Below are 23808 nucleotides of genomic sequence, written 5' to 3'. Positions count from 1 at the left end.
CGGCTCGTGTGCCCACGAGTTCCGCGCCGCTCCCCAAAGGCCCAGCCGATAATCAGCCCTTCGTCGCACCCGCCAGAAGCCCACGTACGAAGAAGCGCTGCAGGGCGAAGAACACGACCAGCGGCACGATGATCGAGATGAACGTTCCGGCCGCCTGCAGGAACCACTGGTCGCCCCACGTGCCCGACAGCGAGTTCAACGACTGGGTGATCGGCAGCGACGAGGACGGCGCGAAGATCGTCGCCACCAGGAGGTCGTTCCACACCCAGATGAACTCGAGCACGGCGAAGGACGCCAGCGCCGGCGCGGCGAGCGGCAGGATCATCCGGAAGAAGATCTGCCCGTGGCCGGCACCATCCACCCGCGCCGCCTCGATGACCTCGCTGGGAATCTCCGCGATGAAGTTGTGCAGCAGGAACACCGCGAGCGGCAAAGCGAAGATCGTGTGCGCGATCCACACCGTCGCGAAGCTGTGCTCCAGCCCCCGCAGGTCCAGAGCCGGGAACACCGTGATGTCGCCGATCGTCATGCCGCGCGAGAACAGGCTCAGCAGCGGCACGAGGGCCATCTGCAGCGGCACGATCTGCAGCGCGAAGACCGCGATGAAGGCGAGGTTGCGGCCCTTGAAGTCGATCCACGCGAAGGCGTAGGCCAGCAGCGAGGCGACCGCCAGGGCGAAGAAGACGACGGGGATCGTGATCGCCAGCGAGTTGAGGAACGACTCCCCCAGCGTCAGCGCGGTGCCGCCGGAGGTCAGCGCCTTCTGGTAGTTCTCCAGCGTGAACGACGGGTCGGTGAACACCGTCCACCAGCCGGTGCTCTGCACGTCCGATCCGGGGCGGAACGATGTGACGAGCAGGCCGAACGTGGGGATGGTCCAGAAGATCGCGATGATCAGTGCCGCGATCGTCGCACCCTTGGAGGTCAGGCGCTTGCGGGCCATGGCCTCGTGCTTGCGCGTGTCGCGGGAGACCTGTCGGGCCGAGCGGGTGTCGGTGACGGGCTCGATGATGTCGACTCCGGTGCTCATCGGATCTCCCTCTGCTTGCGGATCTGGATGATGTTGAACACGATCAGCGGCGTGACGAAGATGAACAACACGACGGCCAGCGCTGCGGCGTGCCCGTAGCTCTGGAACCGCTGCTGCTGGTTGACCATCTCGAACGCGAGCACCGAGGTGTTGGCGCGACCGCCGGTCATGACCGCGACGATGTCGTAGATCTTCAGCGCCGCGATGGCGATGGTGGTCACCACGACGACGATCGAGGAGCGGATGCCGGGTACGGTCACGTTCTTGAACCGCTCCCACGCGTTCGCACCGTCCAGCTCCGCGGCCTCGACCTGCTCCGTGGGCACGGCCTTGATCGCGGCGGACAGGATGACCATCGCCAGTCCCGTCTGGCTCCAGATGAAGACGACCATCAGCAGCAGGCTGTTGATCAGCGGGGTGACGCTGAGCCAGGCGACCGGGTCGCCGCCGAACGCCGTGATGATGGCGTTCAGCAGGCCCAGCTGATCGCCCTGGCGGTAGTCGTACATGAACTTCCAGATGATGCCGGCGCCGACGAACGAGATCGCGAAGGGCATGAAGATCAGCACCTTCAGGAATCGCTCTCCCGCCGCGCGGTCGATGAACACCGCGTAGGCGAGACCGACGATCGTGGCGATGGTGGGGCAGATCAGCACCCAGATGACGGTGTTGATGACCGACCAGGTTCCCTCGGGCTGCGTGAAGACCCACACGTAGTTGTCGAAGCCGACGAACTCGGCGCCGGTCTTGTCGAAGAACGACTGCACGAACGTGGCGATGAACGGGTAGATGAGTCCGATCAGCAGCAGCACCGCCGCGGGAGCGGCGAAGAGCACGAGCTGGAAGAGATAGCCGGCGCCCTTGCGCGCACGGTAGTCGAGCACGAAAAGCGCGGCTCCCGAGACGAGGGCGATGCCGAGCACGTAGATGAAGGCGTTCGCGTACGGACGCAGCAGCAGCAGGGCGAGGACCGGGATCGCGAAGCAGGCCACGAGGCGGATCCAGAAGTACAGGCGCCCGGGTCGGGGTGCGTACTCGATCAGCAGCAGCAGCACACCGACCACGGCCGCGAACACCGCGAGGATGATGGGGATCTGCACGATCGGGCCCATCACGCCGAGCCACTGGAAGAAGGCGGTGAGCGAGACCCCGGGGATGACGATCTTCGCGGGGTCGTCCACGGGGGCGCTCAGCAGGAGCAGCACCACCAGGGCGAGAAGAATGACGAGTGCGCCGGTAGCGATACCGGCGGTGACGCGAGGAGAGAAGGCGCGGCGCGGACCGGAGTCAGGCGTCAGCCCGTTCGTCTTGTCTCTCGCGGGCGCGGCGGTGGGTGCGGACATCGATGAGCCTCCGTGTGCTTCGGTGGACGCGGAATAGGAGCGAGACGGGGCGCGGGAGCCACGGGCGGGATGCCGAGGCTACGGCATCCCGCCCGCGGTGTCACGCGGCAGGTGTGACTAGTTGTTGTAGCCGGCCTGGATGTCGCTGAGGACCGTGGCCTGGTCCTTGCCGTCGATCCAGTCGACCATGCCCTTCCAGAACGAGCCGGAGCCGACCGTGGCGGGCATGAGGTCCGACGCATCGAAGCGGACCGTGGTGTTCGGGTCCTGCAGCAGCTTCATCGCCTCGGTGAGGAACTCGCTCGAGGCCTTGCTCGGGTCCGCCTTGAGGTTGGCCGAGATGGCGCCGCCTTCGCTGACGCGGGCGTTGGCGAAATCGGCGCTGGACATGAACTCGAGCACCTTCTGCGTGGCCTCGCTGTCGGAGAAGCCGGCGACGAACTCGCCACCGACCTCGATCGTGGCCGCGCCCTCCTTGTAGCCGGGGAGCACGAACGCGTAGACGTCGCCGTCGGGGGCGACCTTGGGGGTCTGCCCTGATGCCGTCTTCACGGTCAGGAAGTTGGCCGTGAGGAACGACGCCTGGTGGGTCATCGGGCAGGAGCCGTCCGCCACCTTCGCCGCGACATCACCGAAAGCGGTGCTGTTGATGCTCTTGACGTCGCCGTAGCCGGCGTTGACGTAGGCCGGGTTCAGCAGGATGTCTCCGACCGCGGTGAACGCGTCGGCGATCGGCTTGTCCGTGAACTTCACGGTGCCGTCGACCCACTGGTCGTAGACGTCGGGACCGGACTGGCGCAGGACGAGGTCCTCGATCCAGTCGGTTCCCGGCCAGCCGGATGCGCCGCCCGACTCGAACCCGGCGCACCACGGCGCCGCCCCGGTCTTCTCCTGGATCGTCTTGGTCAGCGTGAGCAGCTCGTCCCACGTCTTCGGGATCTCGACGCCCCACTCCTTGAACTTCGCCGGGGAGTACCAGACGTAGCCCTTGATGTTGGCGAGCATCGGCGCCGAGTAGAACGTGCCGTCGAAGGTGCCGTACTTCTTCCAGTCCGGCGACCAGTTGGCGTCGACGTTGTCTTCGACGGCCTTCGGCGCCGCCTTCACGTCACCCGTGCCGACGAGGGTCTTCAGCAGACCCGGCTGCGGCACGATCGCGATGTCGGGTGCGTCGCCACCCGTCACCTTCGTGACGATGTTGGCCTCGAAGCTCTTGTCGCCGGTGTACTGCACCGTGATCCCGCTCGTCTTGCTCCAGTCGTCGAAGACCTTCTGGAGGGCGTCGGCCTCGGAGCCGGTGATACCGCCGGAGATGCGAACCGTCCCCCCAGCCGCCCCCGTGCCGCTGGCGCTGCCGCCGCTGCTGCCGCCCTCGGCGCAGCCCGCGAGTGCGAACGCCGCCACGCCCATGACGGCAAGAGGCGCAATCCAGCGCCGCCGTGACATCCCCATGTGATTCCTCCTCATTGAGTGCTCGGATGATTCCTGGTGCACACGGCCCCGTTCCGGAACCGATTCCAGGCCAAGCTATTGGACCCGCTCCCACGGCACAACCCGAGGATTGTCACAACCCGATAACAACCACTACCGCGCGGCATCCCGCGACACGAAGATGAGAGCAACCGGTTCCATACTGAGCCGTGAGAAGTCAGCGAACATGGCTCGAGGAGGAGCACCGATGGCCGGCATCGCCGAAGTCGCCGCCCACGCAGGCGTATCGAAAGCGACCGCCAGCCGCGCTCTGAGCGGCGCCGGGTACGTGTCGGAGGCGACGAAGTCGCGCGTGCGGGCGGCCGCAGCCGAACTCGGATACGTGCCGTCCGCGGGAGCGGTGGGACTGGCGACGGGACGCACCCAGAACATCGGCGTCGTCATGCCGTACGTCAACCGATGGTTCTTCGCGGAGGTGCTCGAAGGCATCCAGCAGGCGCTGCTGGAGCGCGGCCTCGATCTCACCCTCTACGACGCCAAGCCGGGCACCGAGGGCCGCGCCCGGATCTTCGACGACTTCCTCGCGCGCAAGAGGTTCGACGGTCTCATCGCCGTCGGACTCGAACCGGTCGATCACGAACTGGAGCGTCTGACCCGCATCGATCGGCCCATCGTCAGCGTCGTCGGCTCCAGCGAGCTGACCAGCGTCGTCGCCGTGGACGACGACTACGCGGCGCGGCGGGCGACGGAGCACCTGATCGCTCTCGGACATCGCGACATCGCGTTCGTCGGCGGCGCTCCCCAGAGCCACTGGGCGCACGTCGACCAGGAGCGCTTGTCGGGCTACCAGAACGCCATGACCGAGGCCGGGCTGGCGAGCTTCATCCGGCACGCGCACTCCGAGGTGACGCTGCCCGGCGGCTACGCCGCCGCCGCCGACCTGCTGAGCGATACCCGCCGGCGCCCCACCGCCATCGTCGGGGTGTGCGACGAAGTGGCGATCGGCGCCATCATCGCCGCACGCCGTCTCGGCATCCAGGTGCCGGCCGCGCTCAGCGTCGCGGGCATCGACGATCACGAGTTCGCCGAGATGTTCTCGCTCACCACCCTGCAGCAGGTGCCGCGGGAGCAGGGGCGCGCAGCGGTGAGTGTCTTGCTCGCCGAGATCGCGGAGCCGGGGCGCGCGCGCACCGAGCTGCGCATCCCGGCGCGGCTGGTCGTGCGCGCCTCCACGGCAGGCATCGTCCCGGCCGAGAACGGCGCCTGAGCGCGGAGAACGCGGAAGGCCCCCGGGAGATCCCGGGGGCCTTCGCTGCAGTTCTTCGAGAAGAGCTGATTACTTCAGGGTCACCGTCGCGCCGGCTTCCTCGAGGGCAGCCTTCGCCTTCTCGGCGGTCTCCTTGTTCGCGCCCTCGAGCACGGCCTTGGGGGCACCGTCGACGACGGCCTTGGCCTCGCCGAGGCCCAGCGAGGTGAGCTCGCGGACCGTCTTGATGACCTGGATCTTCTTGTCGCCAGCGGCCTCGAGGATGACGTCGAAGGAGTCCTTCTCCTCGACCTCTTCCGCGCCACCCGCGCCACCCGCAGCGCCGGCAACGGCGACGGGGGCAGCAGCGGTGACGTCGAACTTCTCCTCGAACGCCTTCACGAACTCGCTGAGCTCGACGAGGGTCAGGCCGGCAAACTGCTCGAGCAGCTCCTCAGTGGTGAGCTTCGCCATGATGTATCTCCTAGATAGGTGGGGTGTGGGGAAAGAGCTCGCCGGTCGCTTACGCGGCCTCGGCGGTCTCCAGCTTTTCGCGAAGCGCGTCGATGGTGGCCGCAGCCTTGCCCATCGTCGCCTTCATCATGCCCGCCGCCTTCGCCAGCAGAACCTCGCGGCTCTCCAGGGAGGCGTACTTGTTGATCTCGTCGGCGCTCAGGGCGTTGCCCTCGAAGATGCCGCCCTTGATCACCAGAAGCGGGTTGGCCTTGGCGAAGTCACGCAGAGCCTTGGCGGTGGCGACGAAGTCACCGTGCACGAACGCGACGGCCGAGGGACCCTTCAGGTCCTCGTCCAGCGCCGTGATCCCCGCGTTGTTCGCGGCGATCTTGGTCAGCGTGTTCTTCACCACGGCGTAGCTCGCGTCCTGACGGATGCTGTTGCGCAGCTGCTTGAGCTGGGCGACCGTCAGACCGCGGTACTCGGTCAGCAGAACGGCAGTCGAGTCCTCGAAGTTCTTCGTGAGCTCGGCGACCGATGCATCCTTCTGCGCCATGGTCACTCCTTGATGTGGATGTGACACCCCGCGGTGGCGGAGCGTCGGCCGTGACCGCGGCTCTCGTGAACGTCGCACGCAACGCAAAAAAGCTCCGGCGCAAGCGCACGGAGCTTCGAATCGGTTTCCCGGAGACTGTCTGTGACACCTGCGCGGGCCCCTGCGGTGCAGAGCTTCGTCGGCATCCGCTTGCGCGCACACCGAGACCAGCGGTCTTTGGCTTCGTCCAGCATACGTGAGCCGACCGGACGCGCCAAATCGGCGGCGGCTCGGGTGTCGCGCCCGACGACGTCGACGGCGCGGGATAGCCTCGATGACATGACTCCGGAAGCTCTCGCGCGCCTCGCGCCGGAGCTGGCAGAGCGGATCGTCGCCGATTCCCGCGACCGTGTCGGCTGGATGCGCGCCCGCTCGCGGGGCATCACGGCGACCGACGTCGCGCAGCTGACGAGTCCCGCGGCCATCGCCCGCGCGGCGGATGCCAAGCTCGGCGCCGGCCGCGGCTTCTCCGGCAACGCCTTCACCGACCACGGGCGCCGCCGCGAGCCCGAGATCGCGGCATGGGTCGCGGCGACCCACGGCATCCACCCGTCGTCGGCGCTCTTCCACGCGGTCGTGGAGAAGCGCCACCTCGCCACCCCCGACGGCATCACCGTCGACGCGGACGGTCGCGTGACGCTCGCCGAGATCAAGACCACGAACAAGACGTGGAAGTCGATCCCGCGCACCTACCTTCGCCAGGTCTGGTGGCAGCAGCACGTTCTGGGCGCGGAGCGCACGCTCGTCGTCTGGGAGGAGCACGACGGATTCGTGCCCGTCGGGGATGAGCCCCGCTGCGCCTGGGTCGATCGCGACGAGCGCGAGATCGGCAACCTCGTGCGCCTGGCCACGGAGTTGATCGACGAACTCTACCGCCGCACGATGCGGCGCCGGACGAGCGTGGAGTCCGCGGTGGATGCCGTCGCATCCCGCCCGCGGGAGCCGTACCGCGCTCTGGCTCTGAGCGACTGATCCCGACGGATTCGATCCCCGCGGGAATAGTTGACGTAGGTCAACGTTGATCTTATAGTTGACCCAGCTCAACCGTTGATCTACGTCAACCACTTCGCCACTCTCGGCGCCTCCTCCGCACTGCAGCACCCTTAGGAACTCCCTCCATGTCAGAAACGCTCACCGCCGGCACCGCGCCGCGCATGAATCATCGACAGGTCCTCGAAGCCCTGTCGGGACTGCTGTTGGGCATGTTCGTCTCCATGCTCGCCTCGACCGTCGTGTCGAGCTCCCTGCCGGTGATCATCCACGACCTCGACGGGAACCAGGCCGCCTTCACCTGGGTCGTCACGGCAACCCTCCTCACGACCGCCATCTCCACCCCGATCTGGGGAAAGCTCGCCGACCTCACCAACCGCAAGGTGCTGTACCAGCTCGCGATCGTGATCTTCGTGCTCGCGACCGCAGCCGCCGGTTTCTCCCAGACCCCCGAGATGCTCATCGGATTCCGCGCGGTGCAGGGCATCGGCGCCGGTGGACTCGCCGCTCTCAGCCAGGTTCTGATGGCCGACATCATCAGCCCGCGTGAACGCGGCCGTTACATGGGCCTGTTCGGCGCCGTGATGGCGCTCGCTACGATCGGCGGCCCGCTGCTCGGCGGCCTCATCACGGATGCCTGGGGGTGGCGCTGGAACTTCTTCGTCGCCCTCCCCGTCGCCGTCGTCGCGCTCATCCTCGTGCAGGCGACGCTGCACGTTCCGGCGCGCGCCAAGAAGAAGACGACCATCGACTATCTCGGCATCATCCTGCTGTCGACGGCGGTCTCGCTGCTGCTGGTCTGGGTGACCAACGCCGGTACGACCACCACCGGTGACTGGTGGGATCTCGGCAACAACGACTGGTGGAGCCTGACCACCGTGTTGATGGTCGGTGGAGCCATTCTCGCGGCCCTGCTGTTCGTCATCGTGGAGCTGCGTTCGCGCGAGCCACTCGTCCCGCTGACCCTGTTCCGCAACCGCACCTTCACGCTGTCGGTCATCGCCTCGATCGCCACCGGCATCGCGATGTTCGGTGCGTCGGTGTTCCTCAGCCAGTACATGCAGCTGGCCCGCGGCGCGACGCCCACCGAGGCGGGCCTGATGACCATCCCGATGATCGCCGGCCTGCTCGTCGCCTCGGTCGGGGTGGGAACGCTCGTCACCCGCTACGGCAAGTGGAAGCCATACCTCATCGTCGGCGCGGTGCTGCTGATCGCCGGCTCTTACCTGCTGTCGACGATCCACTACGACACGAACTTCGCGATCGTCTCGGTGTACATGTTCCTGCTCGGCGCCGGCGTCGGCATGACGATGCAGAACCTCGTTCTCGTCGTGCAGAACACCACCCGTCCCGAGGAGATCGGCGTGGCGAGCTCCGGCGTCACCTTCTTCCGCAGCCTCGGCGGCACGATCGGCGTCTCGGTGATGGGCGCCGCTCTCGCGGCGCGTGTGGTCGATCTCGTCGCCGAGCGCAAGGAGGACATCACCGCCGCGATCATGGGGCTCGGCGACCAGGCGCAGTACTGGGCGCAGCAGCTGCAGACAGGCTCGCTGCCGAAGGTGTCGGCCATGCCCGATACGCTTCGAATCGTGTTCGAGGACATCTACGCCAACGGCATCTCCCACTCGTTCCTGATCGCCGTGCCCTTCGCGGTGCTCTCGCTCGTCGCCATCGTGTTCCTGCCCAACAAGCCGCTCACGACGATGACGACGGTCGAGCGCATGCAGGCCAGCGAGGCCGACCTCGCCACCGTCTCCGTTCCCGAGGCGATGGAGACGCTCACCGCGACCGGCTCCGTGCGCACGGTGTCGGCGGGAAATCGAAACGATGGCTGAGACGACCGAAGACTCCAGCTCCCGCACCGCCGCGGTGCGGGATCTGGAGTCCGAGTTCGGTGAGCTGATCACCCGCTTCCAGCGGGTGATCAGCGAGATCGCGAACCGTGTGAGCCCGGGACTTCTGCCCGGCGCCTACAAGGTGTTCACGACGATCGCGCGCCGCGACGGCGTGACGCTGTCGTCGCTGTCCGACCTGCTGATGATGGACAAGGGTCAGCTGAGCCGGACGATCCGCGAGCTCGAGTCGCTGGGGCTCATCTCGCGTTCGCCCGACCCGGCCGACGGCCGTTCGAGCCTGCTCGCCCCGACGCCGGAGGGACTGGCCCGCCTCGAGGCGGCACGCGCGCCGCAGCAGGGGCTGCTGCTCGATGCGATCGTGGATTGGCCGCTCGATGACATCCACGCCCTCACCCGCCTGCTGCGGGCCCTGGGCGAGAGCGTCACGCGCCGCTGAACGCTCTGCCCTCGGCGGCGTCGAGGAGATTAGTCGCCTGGTAGCACCCGCGTAACACGGTCGAGACATCCCCGGGGTTGACTGTCTTCACGGGGGCACCGCGCCGCCGCGGCAGCACGTGCAGCCAACGCCGACACGCACGGGAAGGAGCGACCAGATGGTCTCTCACCGTCTCACCAGATTCCGGCCGCTGCGACCGGCATCCGCGAAGGATGCCGCCAGACAGGCCGCCGTTCCCGAGACTCCCGCGCACATGCGCGCGATCGTCTTCGACGAGCCCGGCGCCGCCGACGTGCTCCGGGAGGTCACCGTGCCGGTGCCGACACCGGTGCTGAGCGAACTGCTGGTGCGGGTCGTCGCCGCCGGCGTCAATCCGATCGACGCCAAGACGCGCTCCGGCGCCGGCGTGTACGGCGCCCTCACCGAGCATCCCCGCAGTCTCGGCTTCGACTTCAGTGGTGTCGTCGTCTCGGCCCCGTACGAGTCGCACCCGCTGCCTCCCGGAACGGAGGTGTTCGGGATGACGGCCTTCCCCCGCTCCCCCGGCTCCTACGCCGACTACGCCGTCGTTCCCACTCTGGCCGTCGCGCGCAAGCCCACCGCGCTCTCGCACGTCGAGGCGGCCGCCGTTCCGCTGGCGGCGCTGACGGCCTGGGGACTGGTCGTCGAGACCGCGCACGCCCACGAGGGCCAACGGGTACTCATCCACGCCGGTGGAGGCGGAGTGGGCCACTTCGCTGTGCAGCTCGCGTCGTACTTCGGAGCGCAGGTGATCGCGACCGGATCGGCCGCAAACCTGCCCTGGCTGCGCGAGCTCGGCGCCTCGGTCGTCGTCGACTACGCCACCACACGTTTCGAGGACGTCGTCGGCACGGTGGATGTCGTGATCGACCTGGTCGGCAACGTCCACGACGATACCGGCACACGATCACTGTCCGTCCTGCGCCCCGGAGGGCTGTACGTCATCGTGCCCACCGGCGCGTGGCCGGACTACGCGGATGCCGCGGAGGCGGCCGGGGTGCGGGCCACCTCGTACAAGGTCGTGCCCGACGGCAGCGTGCTCGCGACCCTGGCCCGTCTGCTCGACTCGGGAGCGATCCGCGTCTTCGTTGACCGCGTCTTCGATCTCGGTGAGGCCGAGGCTGCGCATCGCGAGATCGAACGCGGCCACACGCGCGGGAAGATCGTGCTCTCGGTCAGCGACTGCTGACCGGATCGGTCCGCTCCGCCGGAGCGAGCACCCGGCGCCCTTCCTCGACGATCTCCTCCGCCACGGCATCCAGGAGCACCGAGCGCAGATTCCACTGCTGCCAGTACAGCGGCACCCGCACGGGCGCACCCTCCAGAGGGACGAGCGTGCCGGCATCCAGCGCCTGCTGCGACTGCAGCCGTGGCAGCAGCGCCCATCCCAGGCCCAGCTGCACCGCCGCGGCGAAGTCATGCGAGGCGGGCACCCGGTGCCGCGGCGGTTCCGCCGGATCGACGCCACGGGCGCGCAGCCATCGTGTCTGCAGGTCGTCGCGTCGATCGAAGTCGATGAGCGGCGCGTCACGCAAGCCTGCGGCAGCATCGGATGCCGCCGTGTCGAGCCACCGATCGCGGAAGGCGGGAGTGGCGACGGCCTCGTAGACGAGCTCACCGAGGGGCACCACGCGGCATCCGGCGACCGGGTGGGCGCGCGAGGTCACGGCGCCGGTCACCGTTCCGGACTCGAGGAGCGCGGCGGTGAAGTCCTGGTCGTCGCGGTGAAGGTCGAAGACGACCGGATGCCGTTCGGCCAGCCGCGTCAGCGGCGGCAGGAACCACGTGGAGAGCGAGTCGGCGTTGACGGCGAGCGGCATGCGCACCGGTGCGGCGTCGTCACCCAGCGCCCGCGCCGCGTCGGCCTCCAGCAGCGAAAGCTGACGCGCGTAGCGTACGACGGGACGCGCGGCATCCGTCACCTGCACCGGCTTGCTGCGCACGAGCAGGACGCGTCCGAGGATCTCCTCGAGTGTCTTGATGCGCTGGCTGATCGCAGACGGAGTGACGTGCAGACGTCGCGCGGCGCCGTCGAGAGTGCCCTCGTCCAGCACCGTCACGAGGGTGTGCGCGAGCTCGGCCGGAATGCGGATCATCAGCTCAGCTTATGCGGATGCAGAATCATGATCTGGGCTTGCGTGTCCGCTCGGTCTACGCTCGCGTGCGTGCTCTCCTCTGCGCTGGCCGGCCTCGGCCTCGGCCTGTCCCTCATCGTCGCCATCGGCGCGCAGAACCTGTTCGTGCTGCGCCAGGGAATCCGCCGCCAGCACGTCACCGCGGTCGTGGTCGTCTGCACGCTCTCCGATGCACTGCTGATCATGCTGGGCGTCTCCGGCGTCGGCGCGGCCGTGCAGGCGGTCCCGGGCCTGATCGACGTCGTTCGGTGGGCCGGTGCGCTCTTCCTCGCGGGCTACGCGTTCGTCGCCGCCCGTCGAGCTCTGCGCGGATCGCCGGCCGGCCTCACGGGCGAGGGCCCGGCATCCGAGGTCTCCCGCCGTGGGTCGGTCGTCCTGACCTGCCTGGCCCTCACCTGGCTCAACCCGCACGTCTATCTCGATACGGTGTTCCTCCTCGGCGCGGTCGCCAACACGCACGGCTCGACGAGATGGGCCTTCGCCGCCGGCGCCGTCACGGCCTCGGTCGCCTGGTTCTGCGCCCTCGGCTTCGGCGCACGCCGCCTGGGCCGACGACTGGCGACACCGCGCGCCTGGCGGGTGCTGGACGGCGCGATCGCGGTCGTCATGCTGGCGCTTGCGGTCAGCCTCGTCCTGCCGCGTTGAACACCCCTAGGCCGTGTTGCCAGAGACCTTCGGGGGCCTCGTGGGTGAGTCTTGATGCGTGTCTCGTGACGTGATCTCGGATGAAGCGTGGGCTGTGATCGGTCCGCCGTTCCCGACTGTCATGTCGACGGGACGACCCCCTGTCGACCGACGTACGGTGGCCGAAGCGACGGCGCGGCGGTTCCGCACGGCGCGAGAGGCAGGCCACGGTCGCGGCCGGACCGCGTGCTCGCGGACAAGGGGTCGCGATGCGCTCAGACGAGATCGCACGGAACTACCACTCCGATCTCTGCCTCGATGCCACACTCCACGGGCTCGCCAGCAGCGTTCACTGAACATCGACGTCGACGACTTCGCCCTCGCTCGTGAGCTTCAATCGCGCCAAGTGATATCGCCACCCCTCGTCGTGTTCCACAGGCAACGAGTACGGAGTCCGAGCGCGGGAGAATCCTGACTCGGTGAGCGTGACGAAGGTCCCCTGCCCGTGCGCTTCGAGCTCTATCACGACCTCGAGAGGATGATCCCAGCTCTGCTCGCTCCAGCTGAATCCGAGAACATGCGGCGCGTCGCATCGCGTGACACTCCCCGTCGCGCTCATCTGACGGTCTCCCTCGACCCAGGTTTCGACGAGCGGCGAGCCGACGGCGGCCTCGAAGCGCATCTCAGGCCACCATGCGCCTCGTCCAGCCGTCAGGTATCGCCAGACAACCTCGACGGCGGCATCAATGTCTGCCACCACCTTCACCGAATCCTGAAGCACATGGCCAAGCTATCGCTCCGACCGAGGCGTTTAGCAGCCCGTTCTCGCGGGCGCTGACCGTCCGGAAGCCGGCATTGCCCATGGACGAGTCCGGGGTGTTCGAGGACCGCGCCGCGTTGCGATAGCGGTTGCAGTACGACGCATGGCAGAGGTAGCTCCCCCCGCGGAGCACTCGTGCGCTGCCCTGCTCCGGGCCGCGCGGATCCTCCCGCGGCGAACGACGGTACGTGTCGGCCGAGAACCAATCCGCGCACCACTCCCAGACGTTGCCCACGGGTTGCCACAGGCCGTAGCCGTTCGGGGCGAAGGAACGCACCGGCGCGGTGGCGACCCACCCGTCTTCGGCCGTGTTGACGCTCGGGAACTCCCCCTGCCAGATGTTCGCGCGCCATCCGCCGTCGTCGACCGCGGCGTCGCCCCACGGGTACGTCGCACCGTCGAGGCCGCCGCGCGCGGCGTACTCCCATTCCGCCTCGGTGGGCAGGCGCCGTCCCGCCCAGGCACAGTAGGCCTGGGCATCGTTCCAGCTCACGTGGACCACGGGGTGGTCGCCGAGGCCGTCGACCGACGAGAGCGGGCCGCCGGGGTGCGACCAGTCCGCGCCGCGGACGGCGCGCCACCACGGCGTTCCGCCCAGGGGCGCCGACACGTCGGCGTCCGCCGCGGCCACGAGCGAATGGAACACCGCGGACGAGCCGAAGACCTCGGCCTCGGTGCGATAGCCAGTGTCCTCGACGAAGCGTGCGAATGCCGCGACGGTGACCGTGGTGGCGTCGATCTCGAACGCGGCCAGGTCGACGCGGTGACGCGGCACCTCGCCATCGAGCCGATTGCGCTCCCCCGAGGCGTCGCCCATCACGAAGGTGCCGGCCGACACGGAAACCTGCGCGATCGGGTGATCGGCGCTCCCCGCCGCCGCTCGGACGGACAGCAGGCGCGCCACCGGCACCCCATCACGCGAGGGAGCCCCGCAGCCGCAGCCGCAGCCGGAAGAGGGGTCGTCGTCGGTCGGCACCCCTCGACGCTACCGTCTGAGGCGGGGCGCGGGCAGGATGGACCGATGACACGGGTTCATCTGATCGCCTCGGGCGGCGTGCAGGGCGTCGGCTTCCGCTTCACCATGCAGACGGTGGCGACCCGCGCGGGCGCCACGGGATGGGTGCGCAACCGCGCCGACGGCACGGTCGAGGCCGAGATCGAAGGCACGCCCGACGCGGTCGCCGCCATCGTGGAGTGGGCGCGAACGGGCCCGCGCGGCGGGTGGGTCGATCAGCTGCGCGTCACGGAGAGACCCGAGGAGGGCTCGAGCGTCTTCGAGATCCGCCGCGATGGGTGAGCGCGAGACGACGATGGGGCCCCACCCGAAGGTGGAGCCCCATCGTGACGTCGATCCGAGAATCAGACGAGGGAGTTGACGTCCAGCGGGATGCCGGGACCGAAGGTGGTCGACACGGCGCCCTTCTGGATGTAGCGGCCCTTCGAGCTCGACGGCTTCAGACGCACGATCTCCTCGACCGCCGCGGTGAAGTTCTCCTCCAGCTGCTCGGCCGTGAACGAGGCCTTGCCGACGACGAAGTGCACGTTGGCGTGCTTGTCGACGCGGAACTCGATCTTGCCGCCCTTGATCTCCTCCACGGCCTTGGCCGGGTTGGGGGTCACGGTGCCGGTCTTGGGGTTCGGCATGAGGCCACGGGGACCGAGGACCTTACCGAGGCGACCGACCTGGCCCATGAGCTCGGGCGTGGAGACAGCCGCGTCGAACGCGGTCCAGCCGCCGGCGACCTTCTCGATGAGCTCGGCGCCGCCGACCTCGTCCGCGCCTGCGGCGATGGCGGCCTCGGCGGCCGGGCCCGTCGCGAACACGATGACTCGGGCGGTCTTGCCCGTGCCGTGCGGCAGGATGACCGTGCCGCGGACCATCTGGTCCGCCTTGCGCGGGTCGACCGCGAGCTTGAGGGCGACCTCGACGGTCGAGTCGAACTTCTTCGACCCCGTCTCCTTCGCGAGCTTCACGGCCTCGGTGGACGTGTAGAACTTGTCGCGGTCGATCTTCGCCGCGGCTGCTTCGTAAACCTTGGACTTAGCCATTGTGCGTTCCCCCTCAGTCCTCGACCGTGATGCCCATGGAGCGGGCGGTGCCGGCGATGATCAGCGAGGCGGCCTCGATGTCGTTCGCGTTCAGGTCGGGCATCTTCGTCTCGGCGATCTGACGGACCTGGTCCTTGGTGAGCTTCGCGACCTTGACGGTGTGCGGGGTCTTGGAGCCCTTCTGCACGCCGGCGGCCTTCTTGATGAGCTCCGCGGCGGGCGGGGTCTTCAGGATGAACGTGAAGCTGCGGTCCTCGTAGACGGTGATCTCCACGGGGATGACGTTGCCGCGCTGCGACTCCGTCGCGGCGTTGTACGCCTTGCAGAACTCCATGATGTTGACGCCATGCTGACCGAGCGCGGGGCCGATCGGCGGCGCCGGGTTGGCGGCACCGGCGTTGATCTGAAGCTTGATCAGGCCGGTCACCTTCTTCTTCGGTGCCATTCTCTTTCCTTCTGTCGAGCGCCCGTCGGCCGAAGCATCGGGGCGCGCTTCCACACGATCGGCGGACCCGAAAGGTGGTGGGGATGTCGCGCGACGAGCGCGCAACCTGATGATTCTACCGGATGCCGCGGCATCCGGCAGGAATCACTGCTTGGTGACCTGGTCGAACGACAGCTCGACCGGCGTCTCGCGCTCGAACAGCGACACGAGCACCGTGAGCTTGCCGCTCTCCGGCTTGATCTCGCTGATGGAGCCGGGAAGACCCGCGAAGGAGCCTTCCTTGATCGTGATCGTTTCGCCGATCTCGAAGTCGACTTCGGTGATGACCGAGCGCGCCTGCGTGGCCGAGCCCTTCGCGGAGCCCTTGGCCGGAGCCACCTCCGCGACCTGGACGAGCGACTTCAGCATGTTGAAGGCTTCTTCGAACCGCAGCGGAGTGGGGTTGTGTGCGTTGCCGACGAACCCGGTGACACCCGGCGTGTGGCGCACGACCGACCACGTGTCCTCGTTGAGCTCCATACGCACCAGGACGTAGCCCGGGATGCGCACGCGGTTGACCATCTTGCGCTGGCCGTTCTTGATCTCGACGACGTCCTCCATCGGGACCTCGACCTGATAGATGTCCTCTTCGACCTCGAGCGAGTTCTTGCGCTGCTCGATGTTGGCCTTCACCTTGCGCTCGAAGCCGGCGTAGGAGTGGATCACGTACCACTTGCCCGGCAGCGAACGCAGTTCGGCGCGGAAAGCCTCGTAGGGGTCTTCCGGTGTCGCGTCGGGCTCGCCGTTCACGTCGGGACCGTCGTACGGCGCGATCTCCTCGGCGGCGTGGGCGGCAGCCTCCGCCTCCTCCTCGGCGAGCGCGTCGGTGAGCACCTCTGCGGCGGCCTCGGCCTCGGCGGCCTCGTCGATCTCGAGTGCGTCGTTCACGATGGCGTCTGCCTCCGGGTCGTCGATGTCGATGTCTTCGTCTTCGCCCTCGGCGTCGTCTTCATCGTCGACGACGTGCACGGCGAGGTGCTCTGCAGGCTCGGAGGACAGCTCCTCGGCCGCGAGGATGTTGCCTTCCTGCGCCTCGTCGTCCTCGCTGGACTGCTCGGCGGCAGTGGCCCAGTCGACGTCGTCGGTGTACTTCTCAGACACGTATGTCCTCTTCCCTCGGGGGTCGTGCGGTGACAGCTTTGGCGTCGGCTGGATCAGCTCGGCACGCCGAAGACGACCTGCACCACCCAGGTGAAGAACAAGTCGAGGCTGTACACGACGGCCATCATCACGACAACGAAGCCGAGAACGACACCGGTGAACTTCAGCAGCTCCTGGCGGGTCGGCGTGACGACCTTTCGAAGTTCGCCGAAGACCTGGCGGATGAAGAGCGCGATCCGCTGGAAGAAGTTCAGCTTCTTCTCACGGGGCGTGCCGCCTGCTGCGACGACCTCGCCGTGCGCCTCTTCCTGGACCATGTACCCACCCATGTGACGTGCTCGGACGTGCTCGGACTTGCTTTCCACACCGGCGTGAACCGGCGCGACCTGCGGTGTCAGCTGATCGCTGACGCGCAGGGCGGACAGGAATCGAACCTGCAACCTGCGGTTTTGGAGACCGCTGCTCTGCCAATTGAGCTACCGCCCTAGAGATCGTGAGATCCCGGGATGAAGTCCACGTCTTCGCCCGAACGTCGCGCGGAGCGCGGGCACGGCGAAAGAATGCAGACTTCAACTGCACTGTCCAGTGTACGTCATGCCATCTGGACGCGCGAACCGTCAGTACTGCTGCACCCCGTAGCGGTCGGGCTCGGGTCCCCTGCGAAAGTCGCGGCCCGACACCGAGGCCGCGCGCACCCGGACGTAGTTGTACTTCACCGTGGGGATCCAGGGCCGAAGGCCCAGCTCGTCGGCGGCACGGACCTCGTCGGCGGTGGTGAGTCGGTGCGCGTGCCCGCGGATCACGACGCTCCAGGCATCGGTGTCGCTGTACTCGTCGACCTCGAACAGGACGTCGTCGTTGATCGCCAGCTCGGTCAGTTTGCTGCCCTCCGCGGTGCGGAACACCACGCTGTCGCCGTCGACGATGTAGTTCACGGGGAAGATGTCCAGCACGGCGCCGACGTGGGTCACCAGCCGCCCGAGCTCCTGTTCCGCGAGCCGTTGCCAACACTGCCGGTCATCGAGGAAGCCGACCGCATCCGAGGTGTCCATGGCCACATCCTGCTCCGCTCGCGCGTACAGCGCCACCCCCGCGCGCCGGGCAAATTCTCGAATAGCCTGGACAGGTCCCCCGACGCTCCACACCGAGGTATGACGCTGAACGAGAACGCCGCCGCCCATCAGTTCCAGGTCGACCTGCGCGGAGTCATCGACCTGCTCAGCCGGCACATCTACTCCGGCCCCCGGGTGTACCTGCGCGAGTTGCTGCAGAACGCGGTCGACGCGATCAGCGCCCGCCGCAGCATCGACGGCAGAGGCGGTCGGGTGCGGATCACACCGGTCAGCGCGGCATCCGACGAGTTCGTCCTGCGTGACGACGGCGTGGGCCTGACCGCAGCCGAGGTCGCCGACCTCCTCGCCACCGTCGGACGCAGCTCGAAACGCGACATCTTCGACCTGCCGCGCGGGGGCTACCTGGGGCAGTTCGGCATCGGGATGCTGTCGTGCTTCATGGTCTGCGACACCATCGTCATCCGCTCCCGCAGCGCGGTCACCGGCGAAGCCGTGGAGTGGATGGGACACTCCGACGGCACGTTCCGCGTCGGCCCGTGCACGCAGGACATCCCCGTCGGCACGAGCGTGCACCTGACCCCACGCTCCGAGACGCGGGCACTGGTCGAGACGGCGACGGTGCGCGAGCTCGCCGAGACGTTCGCCGCCTATCTGCCGGTGACCATCGTGGTCGACCTGCCCGCCGGCGGCGAGATGACCATCACCACGGAGCCGCCGTTCCTCGCGGACGACCGCGACGCGCGTCTCGCCTACGGCCGCGACCTCATCGGCGCCGAGCCGCTCGACGCCATCGCACTGTCTGTGCCCGCCACCCAGACCCGCGGGGTCGCCTACGTCCTGCCCTACGCCCCGCCCCCGTCGGCGCGGCAGAGCACACGCGTCTACCTGCACCGGATGCTCCTGACCGAGCGGGCCGACGACATCCTCCCCGACTGGGCGTTCTTCGCCCGGGCCGTGATCGATTCGGAGGGACTGCACCCCACCGCCAGTCGGGAGTCGCTCGTCGATGACGATGCCCTCGAGCAGACGCGGCGAGAGCTCGGCGACGGCATCCGCCGGTGGATCCTCGAGCTCGCGCTGCACGACCCGGTGCGCCTGGCGCAGTTCGTGGCGATCCACGAGGTGGCGCTGAAGTCGCTCGTGCGCCACGACGACGAGCTCGCCCGCTTCATCGTGCGATGGCTGTCGGTGGAGACCACCCAGGGGCGTCTGCGCATCGAGGAGCTCGTGCGGCGCTATCCGCACGTGCGCTACACCGAGACGGTCGACGAGTTCCGCCAGGTCGCGAGCGTCGCCGACACGAGCGGTGTGCTCGTGGACGGCGGCTATGTGTACGACGCCGATCTCGTGCGTCTGCTGCCGGCTCTGTTCCCCGAGGTCACCGTCGAGCGTGTCGACGTCGTCGACGAGATCGACCGGCTCGACCTTCCCCCACTGGACGATCGCGACGCGGCGGTCGCCCTCGAGCGGCGCGCCGCGACAGCACTGGCCGATGTCGAGGTCATCGTGCGCGTGTTCGAGCGCACCGAGCTGCCGGGGTTGTTCGTCTCGGACCCGGCGGTGCTGCGCGCGCTCGACCGCGGGCGCGCCCGCAGCGCCGGCGGGGCCCTGTGGGGAGGTGTGCTCGACCGTGCCGCCGCGGTCGCCGGAGCCGGGGACCGCGGGGCGGCCCCCGCGTCGCGGCTGTGCCTGAACTGGAACAACGACCTCGTGCGGCGGCTGGCCGCAACGCCCGCCGACGCGGGCGACCGGGTCTTCGCCCTGAGCGTGCGACTGCTCTACGTGCAGTCGCTGCTGGCCGGACACCACCCCCTCGGCGCGGCGGACCGCGCGCTCATGACCGCATCGCTGTCGGAGCTGCTCGGTCACGCCCTGCGCGCGGGCAACGACGAAGAACAAGGAGAATCATGACGAGCTACGCCACCCGCATCCGCGCCCTCTTCGACGACATCGACCGCACACCCTGGGGCCCCGAGGAGCGGGCTCTGGTCACCGAGGCGGTCGCGTTGGCGCAGGAGAGCGGTGACGAGCGCCTCGAGTACGAAGCGCGGCTGCGCCAGACTTCGAGCGCGAACATGGCGGGCGACACCGACCTCATGCTGACCTCGTTCGCGTGGTGCCTGGCTCACCACGACGGCGACCCCGAGCGCTTTCCCGCGGTGCTGGAGCCCGCCGGTGATCTGCTCTGGCAGTACAAGTGGATGGCGGGCGCGTTGTCCAACTCCCCCGAGTTCGCCCCTGCGCAGATCGCCGCAGTGCTCGACGACATGCACGAGCACTATCGCCGCGCGGGGGTCGGAGAATCGGGCGTGCTGATGGCGCGCTTCGAAGACGCCTGGTCGGCAGGACGCGTCGAGGAGGCGACCGCGCTGCAGCGCACGCTGGAGGCGACGCCGCGTGACGACTACAGCCACTGCGACGCGTGCGTGCGCAGCCAGTTCGCCGGCTTCTTCGCCGAGACGGGACGCGAGGACGACGCCATCCGTCTGGTGCAGGAGATGATCGACGGCGGGTTCTCGTGCGGCGAGGAGCCCGAGCACGCCCTCGCCCGCATCCTTCTGCCCTACCTGCGCGCCGGCATGCTCGACCAGGCGCGCGCCGCGCATCTGCGCAGCTACCGGCTCGCCAAGGACAACCCCGCCAACCTCGCGATCATCGCCGACAACGTCGTCTTCTGCGCCGTGACGGGCAACGAGGCCCGCGCCCTGGCTCTGGTGGAGAAGCACCTGCCCTGGCTCGTCCACGACGGGCTGGATGCCGCGGCGCACGAGACCGCTCTCGCATCGTTCGCCGTGGGCCTGGACGCGGTGGCCGCCGCGGGCCACCCCGACACCCCGGTGCGCGGCTCCGACGCCGACGAGCTCAGCACGCTGTTCGGCGCGCACGACGGAGCGTGGACGGCGGCCGCGCTCTCCTCCCGCGCGTGGGAACTCGCCGACGCGATCGCCGACGCGTTCGACGCGCGCAACGGCACCGACGCGCACCGGCTCGCCCTCACCCGCCTGCGGGACGCCGCGAGCGAGCGCTACGACGTGCCGATCCATTCGCACGAGTTCTCCGCGCTCGCCGTCTCCCCGACACCCTCGCCGCAGACGCCCGAGGAGCGCGTGACGCACGCCCTCGTGCTGACCGGAGCCGGATCGAGCGCAGCGATCGACGCGATCCGTGCGGCACTCCCCGATGCCGTCGGTGAGGACCGCATCGCTCTGAGCTCGCACCTGCTGTCGGCCCTGTGCTCCTACGGCCGTACGGATGAGGCGGCGGCGGAGCTGCCGGCCCGCCTCGCGGCGCTGCGGGAAGAGGGCCGCGATGTGCAGGCCGGGCTCGAGGAACGCCTCGGTCTCGTGCTCTTCGGCGTCGACCTCGTCGAGTCGCTGCCACGGGTGCAGGACGAGCTCGACGCGCTCGGTGACGGCCACCCCCTCGAGCGCGCCGATCTGCTGTCGACGCTCGCGATCGGTCGGATGTGGGCGGGCGCCCCTGCCGACGCCGTGGAGCCCGCCCGCACCGCGTCCGCCCTGTTCGCCCAGTCCGGCGACGCCCGCCGAGCCCACGGCATGCGGCTGCTGGAGGCCGACGCCGTCGCTGCCGACGGCGACACGGCTGGCAGCGCCGGCCTGCTGGACGCGCTGCTGCACGACGAGGAGCTCGAGGACGGCCGTCGCGTGCGCGTGCTCGCGACGCGGGCTCGGCTCCACGGCGTCGCCGAGGAGTTCGCCGACGGTGCGGCCGCCGCCGATGAGGCGGCGCGGGTCGCGGTGTCGATCGGTGTGGACGATGCGATGGTCTCGGAGATGTTCCTGCTGGCGGCCATGCTGCACGAGGACGACGGACAGCCGGCCGCCGCAGTGAGCCGTTACCGCGTCGCGGTCGAGCGGCGCGACGCGGTAGGTCTCTCGAGCGTCGACGTGCGTTTCCGCCAGGGTCGCGCGATGCTGGCCGCCGGCTATGCCGCCGAAGCGGTCGACATGCTCAACGACGTGCTGCGCGAAGAGAGCGAGAGCGGCGTCGAGCCGGGCTCGCGCGCCCTGACCGCGGTGCTGCTGGCCCAGGCGCTGCACGCCGCCGAGGAGTACGGCAACGCCGTCGGCGCGTGGGCGTACGCCGCCGATCTTCGAGAAGAGGCGGAGGATGCCGTGGGCCGCGCGTACGCGCTGGTACAGCAAGGACGCCTGCTCGCACGCTTCGGCGCCACGGACGACGCCATCGAGGTTCTCACCGAGGCGGTCGGCCTCGTCCGCGGCAACGACGACGAGGTGGGGCTGCTCGCCGACGGGCTGCACGTGCTCGCGCAGGCGCATCAGCAGCGCGGTGACGAGGCGGCGGTGACGCTCATCGACGAAGCGCTGGAGCTCGGCCGTCGGCACGAGGCGACGTGGTTCGTGGCCGACGTCCTCGACACGCGCGCCCGGCTGCTCGTCGGTCAGGGACAGACGGATGCCGCCGTGGCCACCGCGCTGCAGGCCGCCGACACCTTCGCGGATGCCGGCGATCCGGCATCCGCGGGAGGCTCCGAACTGCTGGCGGCACGGGTGCTGCGCGAGGCCGAGCGCGCCGACGACGCCGTTGCGCTCTACCGCGCGGCGTTCGAGCACGCCACCGACGCGGAGCCGCTGCGGCAGGCGGTCGCGCTCGAACTCGGTGACCTGCTCGAGGCGCTCGGTCGTCACGGCGAAGCCGCCGCGGTGCGCGCGGTGCTGCCGGCCTGAGCCGGGCCGACAGCACCGCAGCGTCAGCCGGCGATGCGGATCAGCTTCTTGTTGACGAACTCCTCGGCGGCGAGCAGACCCATCTCGCGTCCGGTGCCGCTGCGCTTGATGCCGCCGAAGGGCAGCTCAGGCGAGTCGGCGAGGACGATGTTGACGTAGACCATGCCGGCCTCGATGCGATCGGCGACGCGGGCCGCCTGCTCCTCGTCGGTGGTGAAGAGATAGGAGCCGAGTCCGAACTCGGTGCCGTTGGCGATCTCGATCGCCTCCTCCTCACCACTGACGCGATAGACGACGCCGACGGGTCCGAAGAACTCCTCACGGTATGCGTCCATCTCCGCCGTCACGCCCGTGATGACCGTTCCGGGGAAGAAGGCCCCGTCGCGCGAGCCTCCCGTGACCACCGTCGCTCCCTGCGCGACGGCGCGATCGACCTGGTCCTGAAGCCGCTCGGCGGCGGCGAGCGAGGACAGCGGCCCCAGCACGGTGTCCTCGGCGAACGGATCGCCGACCTTCGCCGCGTCCATAGCGGCGGCGAACTTCTCGACGAAACCGTCGTAGAGCTCGTCGGCGACGAGGAAGCGCTTGGCGCCGTTGCAGGACTGCCCGTTGTTGTCCAGGCGTGCGTCCACGGCAGCCTGCACCGCGGCGTCGAGATCGTCGGTGGACAGCAGGATGAACGGGTCGGAGCCGCCCAGCTCGAGCACGACCTTCTTGAGGTTGCGCCCCGCGATCTCGGCGACCGCGGCGCCCGCGCGCTCGCTGCCGGTCACCGAGACGCCGTGCACACGGCGATCGGCGATGACCTCGGCCGCCTGGTCGTTGGTCAGACGGACGTCGACGTACGCGCCGACCGGGAAGCCCGCATCGGCGTAGATCCGGGCGATCGCGGCGGCCGACTGCGGGCATTGCGGTGCGTGCTTGAGCAGGATGGTGTTGCCGATCGCAAGGTTCGGCGCCGCGAATCGCGCGACCTGGTAGTACGGGAAGTTCCACGGCATGATGCCCAGCAGCACGCCCAGCGGCGAGCGGCGGATCACCGCGGTGCCCTCCCCGAGGATGTCGATCGGCCGGTCACCGGTGATCTCGCCGATGTGATCGGCGTAGAACTGCGTGATGTCCGCGGCGAAGTCGACCTCGCCCTCCGCCGCGGCGAGAGGCTTGCCCATCTCCCGCACGATGATCGCGGCCAGCTCGTCGCGCCGCTCGCGGTGCAGCTCGGCGACGCGGCGCAGCAGCGCCGCACGATCCGCCGGCGTCGAGGTGCGCCCCCACGTCTGGGCCGCCTCGTGCGCGGCCGCGACGGCGGCCTCGACCTCGGCGGCCGTGAAGTCGGGGTAGGTGGCGAGCGTCTCGCCGGTGGCGGGGTTCACAACCGCATACGTCATCGTCGTTCTCCGTTCGTGTCG

General features: G+C 69.0%; 23 protein-coding genes and 1 tRNA gene. 9 read left to right on the top strand and 15 right to left on the bottom strand.

The annotated features are described in order from the left end of the window. Window positions 1-52: 52 nt before the first annotated feature. The 3 genes from HMPREF1529_RS07720 to HMPREF1529_RS07710 form a co-directional block, all read right to left on the bottom strand. On the bottom strand, window positions 53-1030 hold the full coding sequence (locus tag HMPREF1529_RS07720) for a carbohydrate ABC transporter permease (protein ID WP_005051451.1): 978 nt from the start codon (window positions 1028-1030) through the stop codon (window positions 53-55). Continuing rightward, window positions 1027-2373 carry a carbohydrate ABC transporter permease gene (locus HMPREF1529_RS07715; RefSeq protein WP_005051454.1) on the bottom strand — a complete coding sequence of 449 codons (1347 nt, stop codon included), beginning with the start codon at window positions 2371-2373 and terminating at the stop codon, window positions 1027-1029. The genes HMPREF1529_RS07720 and HMPREF1529_RS07715 overlap by 4 nt, the downstream gene beginning before the upstream one ends. 117 nt (window positions 2374-2490) lie before the next feature. Further along, on the bottom strand, window positions 2491-3825 hold the full coding sequence (locus HMPREF1529_RS07710) for an ABC transporter substrate-binding protein (protein WP_016464385.1): 1335 nt from the start codon (window positions 3823-3825) through the stop codon (window positions 2491-2493). 226 nt (window positions 3826-4051) lie between these two features. Between HMPREF1529_RS07710 and HMPREF1529_RS07705 the strand changes: the two genes are divergently transcribed. Continuing rightward, the gene (locus HMPREF1529_RS07705) at window positions 4052-5071 is read left to right on the top strand and encodes a LacI family DNA-binding transcriptional regulator (RefSeq protein ID WP_016464384.1); all 1020 of its coding nucleotides are present in this window, start codon (window positions 4052-4054) and stop codon (window positions 5069-5071) included. 69 nt (window positions 5072-5140) lie between these two features. Here the strand turns inward: HMPREF1529_RS07705 and rplL are convergent, their stop codons facing one another. Both rplL and rplJ read right to left on the bottom strand, forming a co-directional pair. Next, window positions 5141-5524 (bottom strand): 50S ribosomal protein L7/L12, encoded by a 384-nt coding sequence (rplL, locus tag HMPREF1529_RS07700; protein WP_005051460.1) that lies wholly within the window; start codon window positions 5522-5524, stop codon window positions 5141-5143. A gap of 49 nt (window positions 5525-5573) precedes the next feature. After that, window positions 5574-6062, bottom strand: a complete 489-nt coding sequence (rplJ, locus tag HMPREF1529_RS07695; RefSeq protein ID WP_005051470.1) for a 50S ribosomal protein L10 — start codon at window positions 6060-6062, stop codon at window positions 5574-5576. 318 nt (window positions 6063-6380) lie between these two features. On the opposite strand from rplJ, the gene HMPREF1529_RS07690 reads away from it, so the two are divergent. From HMPREF1529_RS07690 to HMPREF1529_RS07675, 4 genes are all read left to right on the top strand, one after another. Next, on the top strand, window positions 6381-7073 hold the full coding sequence (locus HMPREF1529_RS07690) for a YqaJ viral recombinase family protein (RefSeq protein ID WP_005051472.1): 693 nt from the start codon (window positions 6381-6383) through the stop codon (window positions 7071-7073). A gap of 146 nt (window positions 7074-7219) precedes the next feature. Then, window positions 7220-8926: an MDR family MFS transporter gene (locus tag HMPREF1529_RS07685; RefSeq protein ID WP_016464383.1), complete on the top strand. Its 1707-nt coding sequence runs from the start codon at window positions 7220-7222 to the stop codon at window positions 8924-8926. Continuing rightward, window positions 8919-9383 (top strand): MarR family winged helix-turn-helix transcriptional regulator, encoded by a 465-nt coding sequence (locus HMPREF1529_RS07680; protein ID WP_005051476.1) that lies wholly within the window; start codon window positions 8919-8921, stop codon window positions 9381-9383. The genes HMPREF1529_RS07685 and HMPREF1529_RS07680 overlap by 8 nt, the downstream gene beginning before the upstream one ends. 157 nt (window positions 9384-9540) lie before the next feature. Beyond that, window positions 9541-10593, top strand: a complete 1053-nt coding sequence (locus HMPREF1529_RS07675) for an NADP-dependent oxidoreductase (protein WP_016464382.1) — start codon at window positions 9541-9543, stop codon at window positions 10591-10593. On the opposite strand, the gene HMPREF1529_RS07670 is transcribed toward HMPREF1529_RS07675, so the two are convergent. Continuing rightward, complete coding sequence (locus tag HMPREF1529_RS07670) at window positions 10580-11500, bottom strand: LysR family transcriptional regulator ArgP (protein ID WP_005051480.1); 921 nt, start codon at window positions 11498-11500, stop codon at window positions 10580-10582. The two genes, HMPREF1529_RS07675 and HMPREF1529_RS07670, sit on opposite strands and share 14 nt — an antisense overlap. 27 nt (window positions 11501-11527) lie before the next feature. Between HMPREF1529_RS07670 and HMPREF1529_RS07665 the strand changes: the two genes are divergently transcribed. Next, window positions 11528-12184 carry a LysE/ArgO family amino acid transporter gene (locus HMPREF1529_RS07665; RefSeq protein ID WP_016464381.1) on the top strand — a complete coding sequence of 219 codons (657 nt, stop codon included), beginning with the start codon at window positions 11528-11530 and terminating at the stop codon, window positions 12182-12184. Window positions 12185-12512: 328 nt separating this feature from the next. Here the strand turns inward: HMPREF1529_RS07665 and HMPREF1529_RS07660 are convergent, their stop codons facing one another. Both HMPREF1529_RS07660 and HMPREF1529_RS07655 read right to left on the bottom strand, forming a co-directional pair. After that, window positions 12513-12920 (bottom strand): SRPBCC family protein, encoded by a 408-nt coding sequence (locus HMPREF1529_RS07660; protein ID WP_232212080.1) that lies wholly within the window; start codon window positions 12918-12920, stop codon window positions 12513-12515. Beyond that, window positions 12907-13821 (bottom strand): formylglycine-generating enzyme family protein, encoded by a 915-nt coding sequence (locus tag HMPREF1529_RS07655; RefSeq protein ID WP_005050016.1) that lies wholly within the window; start codon window positions 13819-13821, stop codon window positions 12907-12909. Before HMPREF1529_RS07655 ends, HMPREF1529_RS07660 begins: the two co-directional genes overlap by 14 nt. 183 nt (window positions 13822-14004) lie before the next feature. Here HMPREF1529_RS07655 and HMPREF1529_RS07650 point away from each other — a divergent pair, with 183 nt between their 5' ends. Then, window positions 14005-14280: an acylphosphatase gene (locus tag HMPREF1529_RS07650; protein ID WP_005050014.1), complete on the top strand. Its 276-nt coding sequence runs from the start codon at window positions 14005-14007 to the stop codon at window positions 14278-14280. A 62-nt stretch (window positions 14281-14342) separates the two neighbouring features. Here HMPREF1529_RS07650 and rplA read toward each other — a convergent pair whose 3' ends face one another. The 6 genes from rplA to HMPREF1529_RS07620 form a co-directional block, all read right to left on the bottom strand. Next, complete coding sequence (gene rplA, locus HMPREF1529_RS07645) at window positions 14343-15032, bottom strand: 50S ribosomal protein L1 (protein ID WP_005050012.1); 690 nt, start codon at window positions 15030-15032, stop codon at window positions 14343-14345. A gap of 13 nt (window positions 15033-15045) precedes the next feature. Further along, window positions 15046-15477, bottom strand: coding sequence for a 50S ribosomal protein L11 (rplK, locus tag HMPREF1529_RS07640; protein ID WP_005050009.1), 432 nt, complete (start codon window positions 15475-15477; stop codon window positions 15046-15048). Window positions 15478-15621: 144 nt separating this feature from the next. Then, complete coding sequence (gene nusG, locus HMPREF1529_RS07635) at window positions 15622-16617, bottom strand: transcription termination/antitermination protein NusG (protein WP_005050006.1); 996 nt, start codon at window positions 16615-16617, stop codon at window positions 15622-15624. 53 nt (window positions 16618-16670) lie between these two features. Further along, window positions 16671-16934: a preprotein translocase subunit SecE gene (gene secE / locus HMPREF1529_RS07630; protein ID WP_036283075.1), complete on the bottom strand. Its 264-nt coding sequence runs from the start codon at window positions 16932-16934 to the stop codon at window positions 16671-16673. A 96-nt stretch (window positions 16935-17030) separates the two neighbouring features. Continuing rightward, window positions 17031-17103, bottom strand: a tRNA-Trp gene (locus HMPREF1529_RS07625). A gap of 131 nt (window positions 17104-17234) precedes the next feature. After that, window positions 17235-17669 carry a pyridoxamine 5'-phosphate oxidase family protein gene (locus tag HMPREF1529_RS07620; RefSeq protein ID WP_016464379.1) on the bottom strand — a complete coding sequence of 145 codons (435 nt, stop codon included), beginning with the start codon at window positions 17667-17669 and terminating at the stop codon, window positions 17235-17237. Window positions 17670-17768: 99 nt separating this feature from the next. On the opposite strand from HMPREF1529_RS07620, the gene HMPREF1529_RS07615 reads away from it, so the two are divergent. After that, a complete protein-coding gene (locus HMPREF1529_RS07615) occupies window positions 17769-19601 on the top strand; it encodes an HSP90 family protein (protein ID WP_016464378.1) in 1833 nt (610 codons plus the stop codon). Continuing rightward, window positions 19598-22399: a tetratricopeptide repeat protein gene (locus tag HMPREF1529_RS07610; protein WP_016464377.1), complete on the top strand. Its 2802-nt coding sequence runs from the start codon at window positions 19598-19600 to the stop codon at window positions 22397-22399. The genes HMPREF1529_RS07615 and HMPREF1529_RS07610 overlap by 4 nt, the downstream gene beginning before the upstream one ends. Before the next feature lie 23 nt (window positions 22400-22422). Here the strand turns inward: HMPREF1529_RS07610 and HMPREF1529_RS07605 are convergent, their stop codons facing one another. After that, window positions 22423-23787: an NAD-dependent succinate-semialdehyde dehydrogenase gene (locus HMPREF1529_RS07605; protein WP_016464376.1), complete on the bottom strand. Its 1365-nt coding sequence runs from the start codon at window positions 23785-23787 to the stop codon at window positions 22423-22425. Between the last annotated feature and the right edge of the window lie 21 nt (window positions 23788-23808).

Source organism: Microbacterium sp. oral taxon 186 str. F0373 (assembly GCF_000411455.1).
Taxonomy (GTDB): Bacteria; Actinomycetota; Actinomycetes; order Actinomycetales; family Microbacteriaceae; genus Microbacterium.
Note: the sequence above shows the minus strand (reverse complement) of the source record. Positions and strands in the feature narration are given on the sequence as shown.

Coding starts and splice junctions, on each gene's coding strand:
- HMPREF1529_RS07720 (WP_005051451.1), bottom strand. CDS start 1,030: ATGAGCACCGGAGTCGACATCATCGAGCCCGTCACCGACACCCGCTCG.
- HMPREF1529_RS07715 (WP_005051454.1), bottom strand. CDS start 2,373: ATGTCCGCACCCACCGCCGCGCCCGCGAGAGACAAGACGAACGGGCTG.
- HMPREF1529_RS07710 (WP_016464385.1), bottom strand. CDS start 3,825: ATGGGGATGTCACGGCGGCGCTGGATTGCGCCTCTTGCCGTCATGGGC.
- HMPREF1529_RS07705 (WP_016464384.1), top strand. CDS start 4,052: ATGGCCGGCATCGCCGAAGTCGCCGCCCACGCAGGCGTATCGAAAGCG.
- rplL (WP_005051460.1), bottom strand. CDS start 5,524: ATGGCGAAGCTCACCACTGAGGAGCTGCTCGAGCAGTTTGCCGGCCTG.
- rplJ (WP_005051470.1), bottom strand. CDS start 6,062: ATGGCGCAGAAGGATGCATCGGTCGCCGAGCTCACGAAGAACTTCGAG.
- HMPREF1529_RS07690 (WP_005051472.1), top strand. CDS start 6,381: ATGACTCCGGAAGCTCTCGCGCGCCTCGCGCCGGAGCTGGCAGAGCGG.
- HMPREF1529_RS07685 (WP_016464383.1), top strand. CDS start 7,220: ATGTCAGAAACGCTCACCGCCGGCACCGCGCCGCGCATGAATCATCGA.
- HMPREF1529_RS07680 (WP_005051476.1), top strand. CDS start 8,919: ATGGCTGAGACGACCGAAGACTCCAGCTCCCGCACCGCCGCGGTGCGG.
- HMPREF1529_RS07675 (WP_016464382.1), top strand. CDS start 9,541: ATGGTCTCTCACCGTCTCACCAGATTCCGGCCGCTGCGACCGGCATCC.
- HMPREF1529_RS07670 (WP_005051480.1), bottom strand. CDS start 11,500: ATGATCCGCATTCCGGCCGAGCTCGCGCACACCCTCGTGACGGTGCTG.
- HMPREF1529_RS07665 (WP_016464381.1), top strand. CDS start 11,528: ATGATCTGGGCTTGCGTGTCCGCTCGGTCTACGCTCGCGTGCGTGCTC.
- HMPREF1529_RS07650 (WP_005050014.1), top strand. CDS start 14,005: ATGACACGGGTTCATCTGATCGCCTCGGGCGGCGTGCAGGGCGTCGGC.
- rplA (WP_005050012.1), bottom strand. CDS start 15,032: ATGGCTAAGTCCAAGGTTTACGAAGCAGCCGCGGCGAAGATCGACCGC.
- rplK (WP_005050009.1), bottom strand. CDS start 15,477: ATGGCACCGAAGAAGAAGGTGACCGGCCTGATCAAGCTTCAGATCAAC.
- secE (WP_036283075.1), bottom strand. CDS start 16,934: ATGGTCCAGGAAGAGGCGCACGGCGAGGTCGTCGCAGCAGGCGGCACG.
- HMPREF1529_RS07620 (WP_016464379.1), bottom strand. CDS start 17,669: ATGGACACCTCGGATGCGGTCGGCTTCCTCGATGACCGGCAGTGTTGG.
- HMPREF1529_RS07615 (WP_016464378.1), top strand. CDS start 17,769: ATGACGCTGAACGAGAACGCCGCCGCCCATCAGTTCCAGGTCGACCTG.
- HMPREF1529_RS07610 (WP_016464377.1), top strand. CDS start 19,598: ATGACGAGCTACGCCACCCGCATCCGCGCCCTCTTCGACGACATCGAC.
- HMPREF1529_RS07605 (WP_016464376.1), bottom strand. CDS start 23,787: ATGACGTATGCGGTTGTGAACCCCGCCACCGGCGAGACGCTCGCCACC.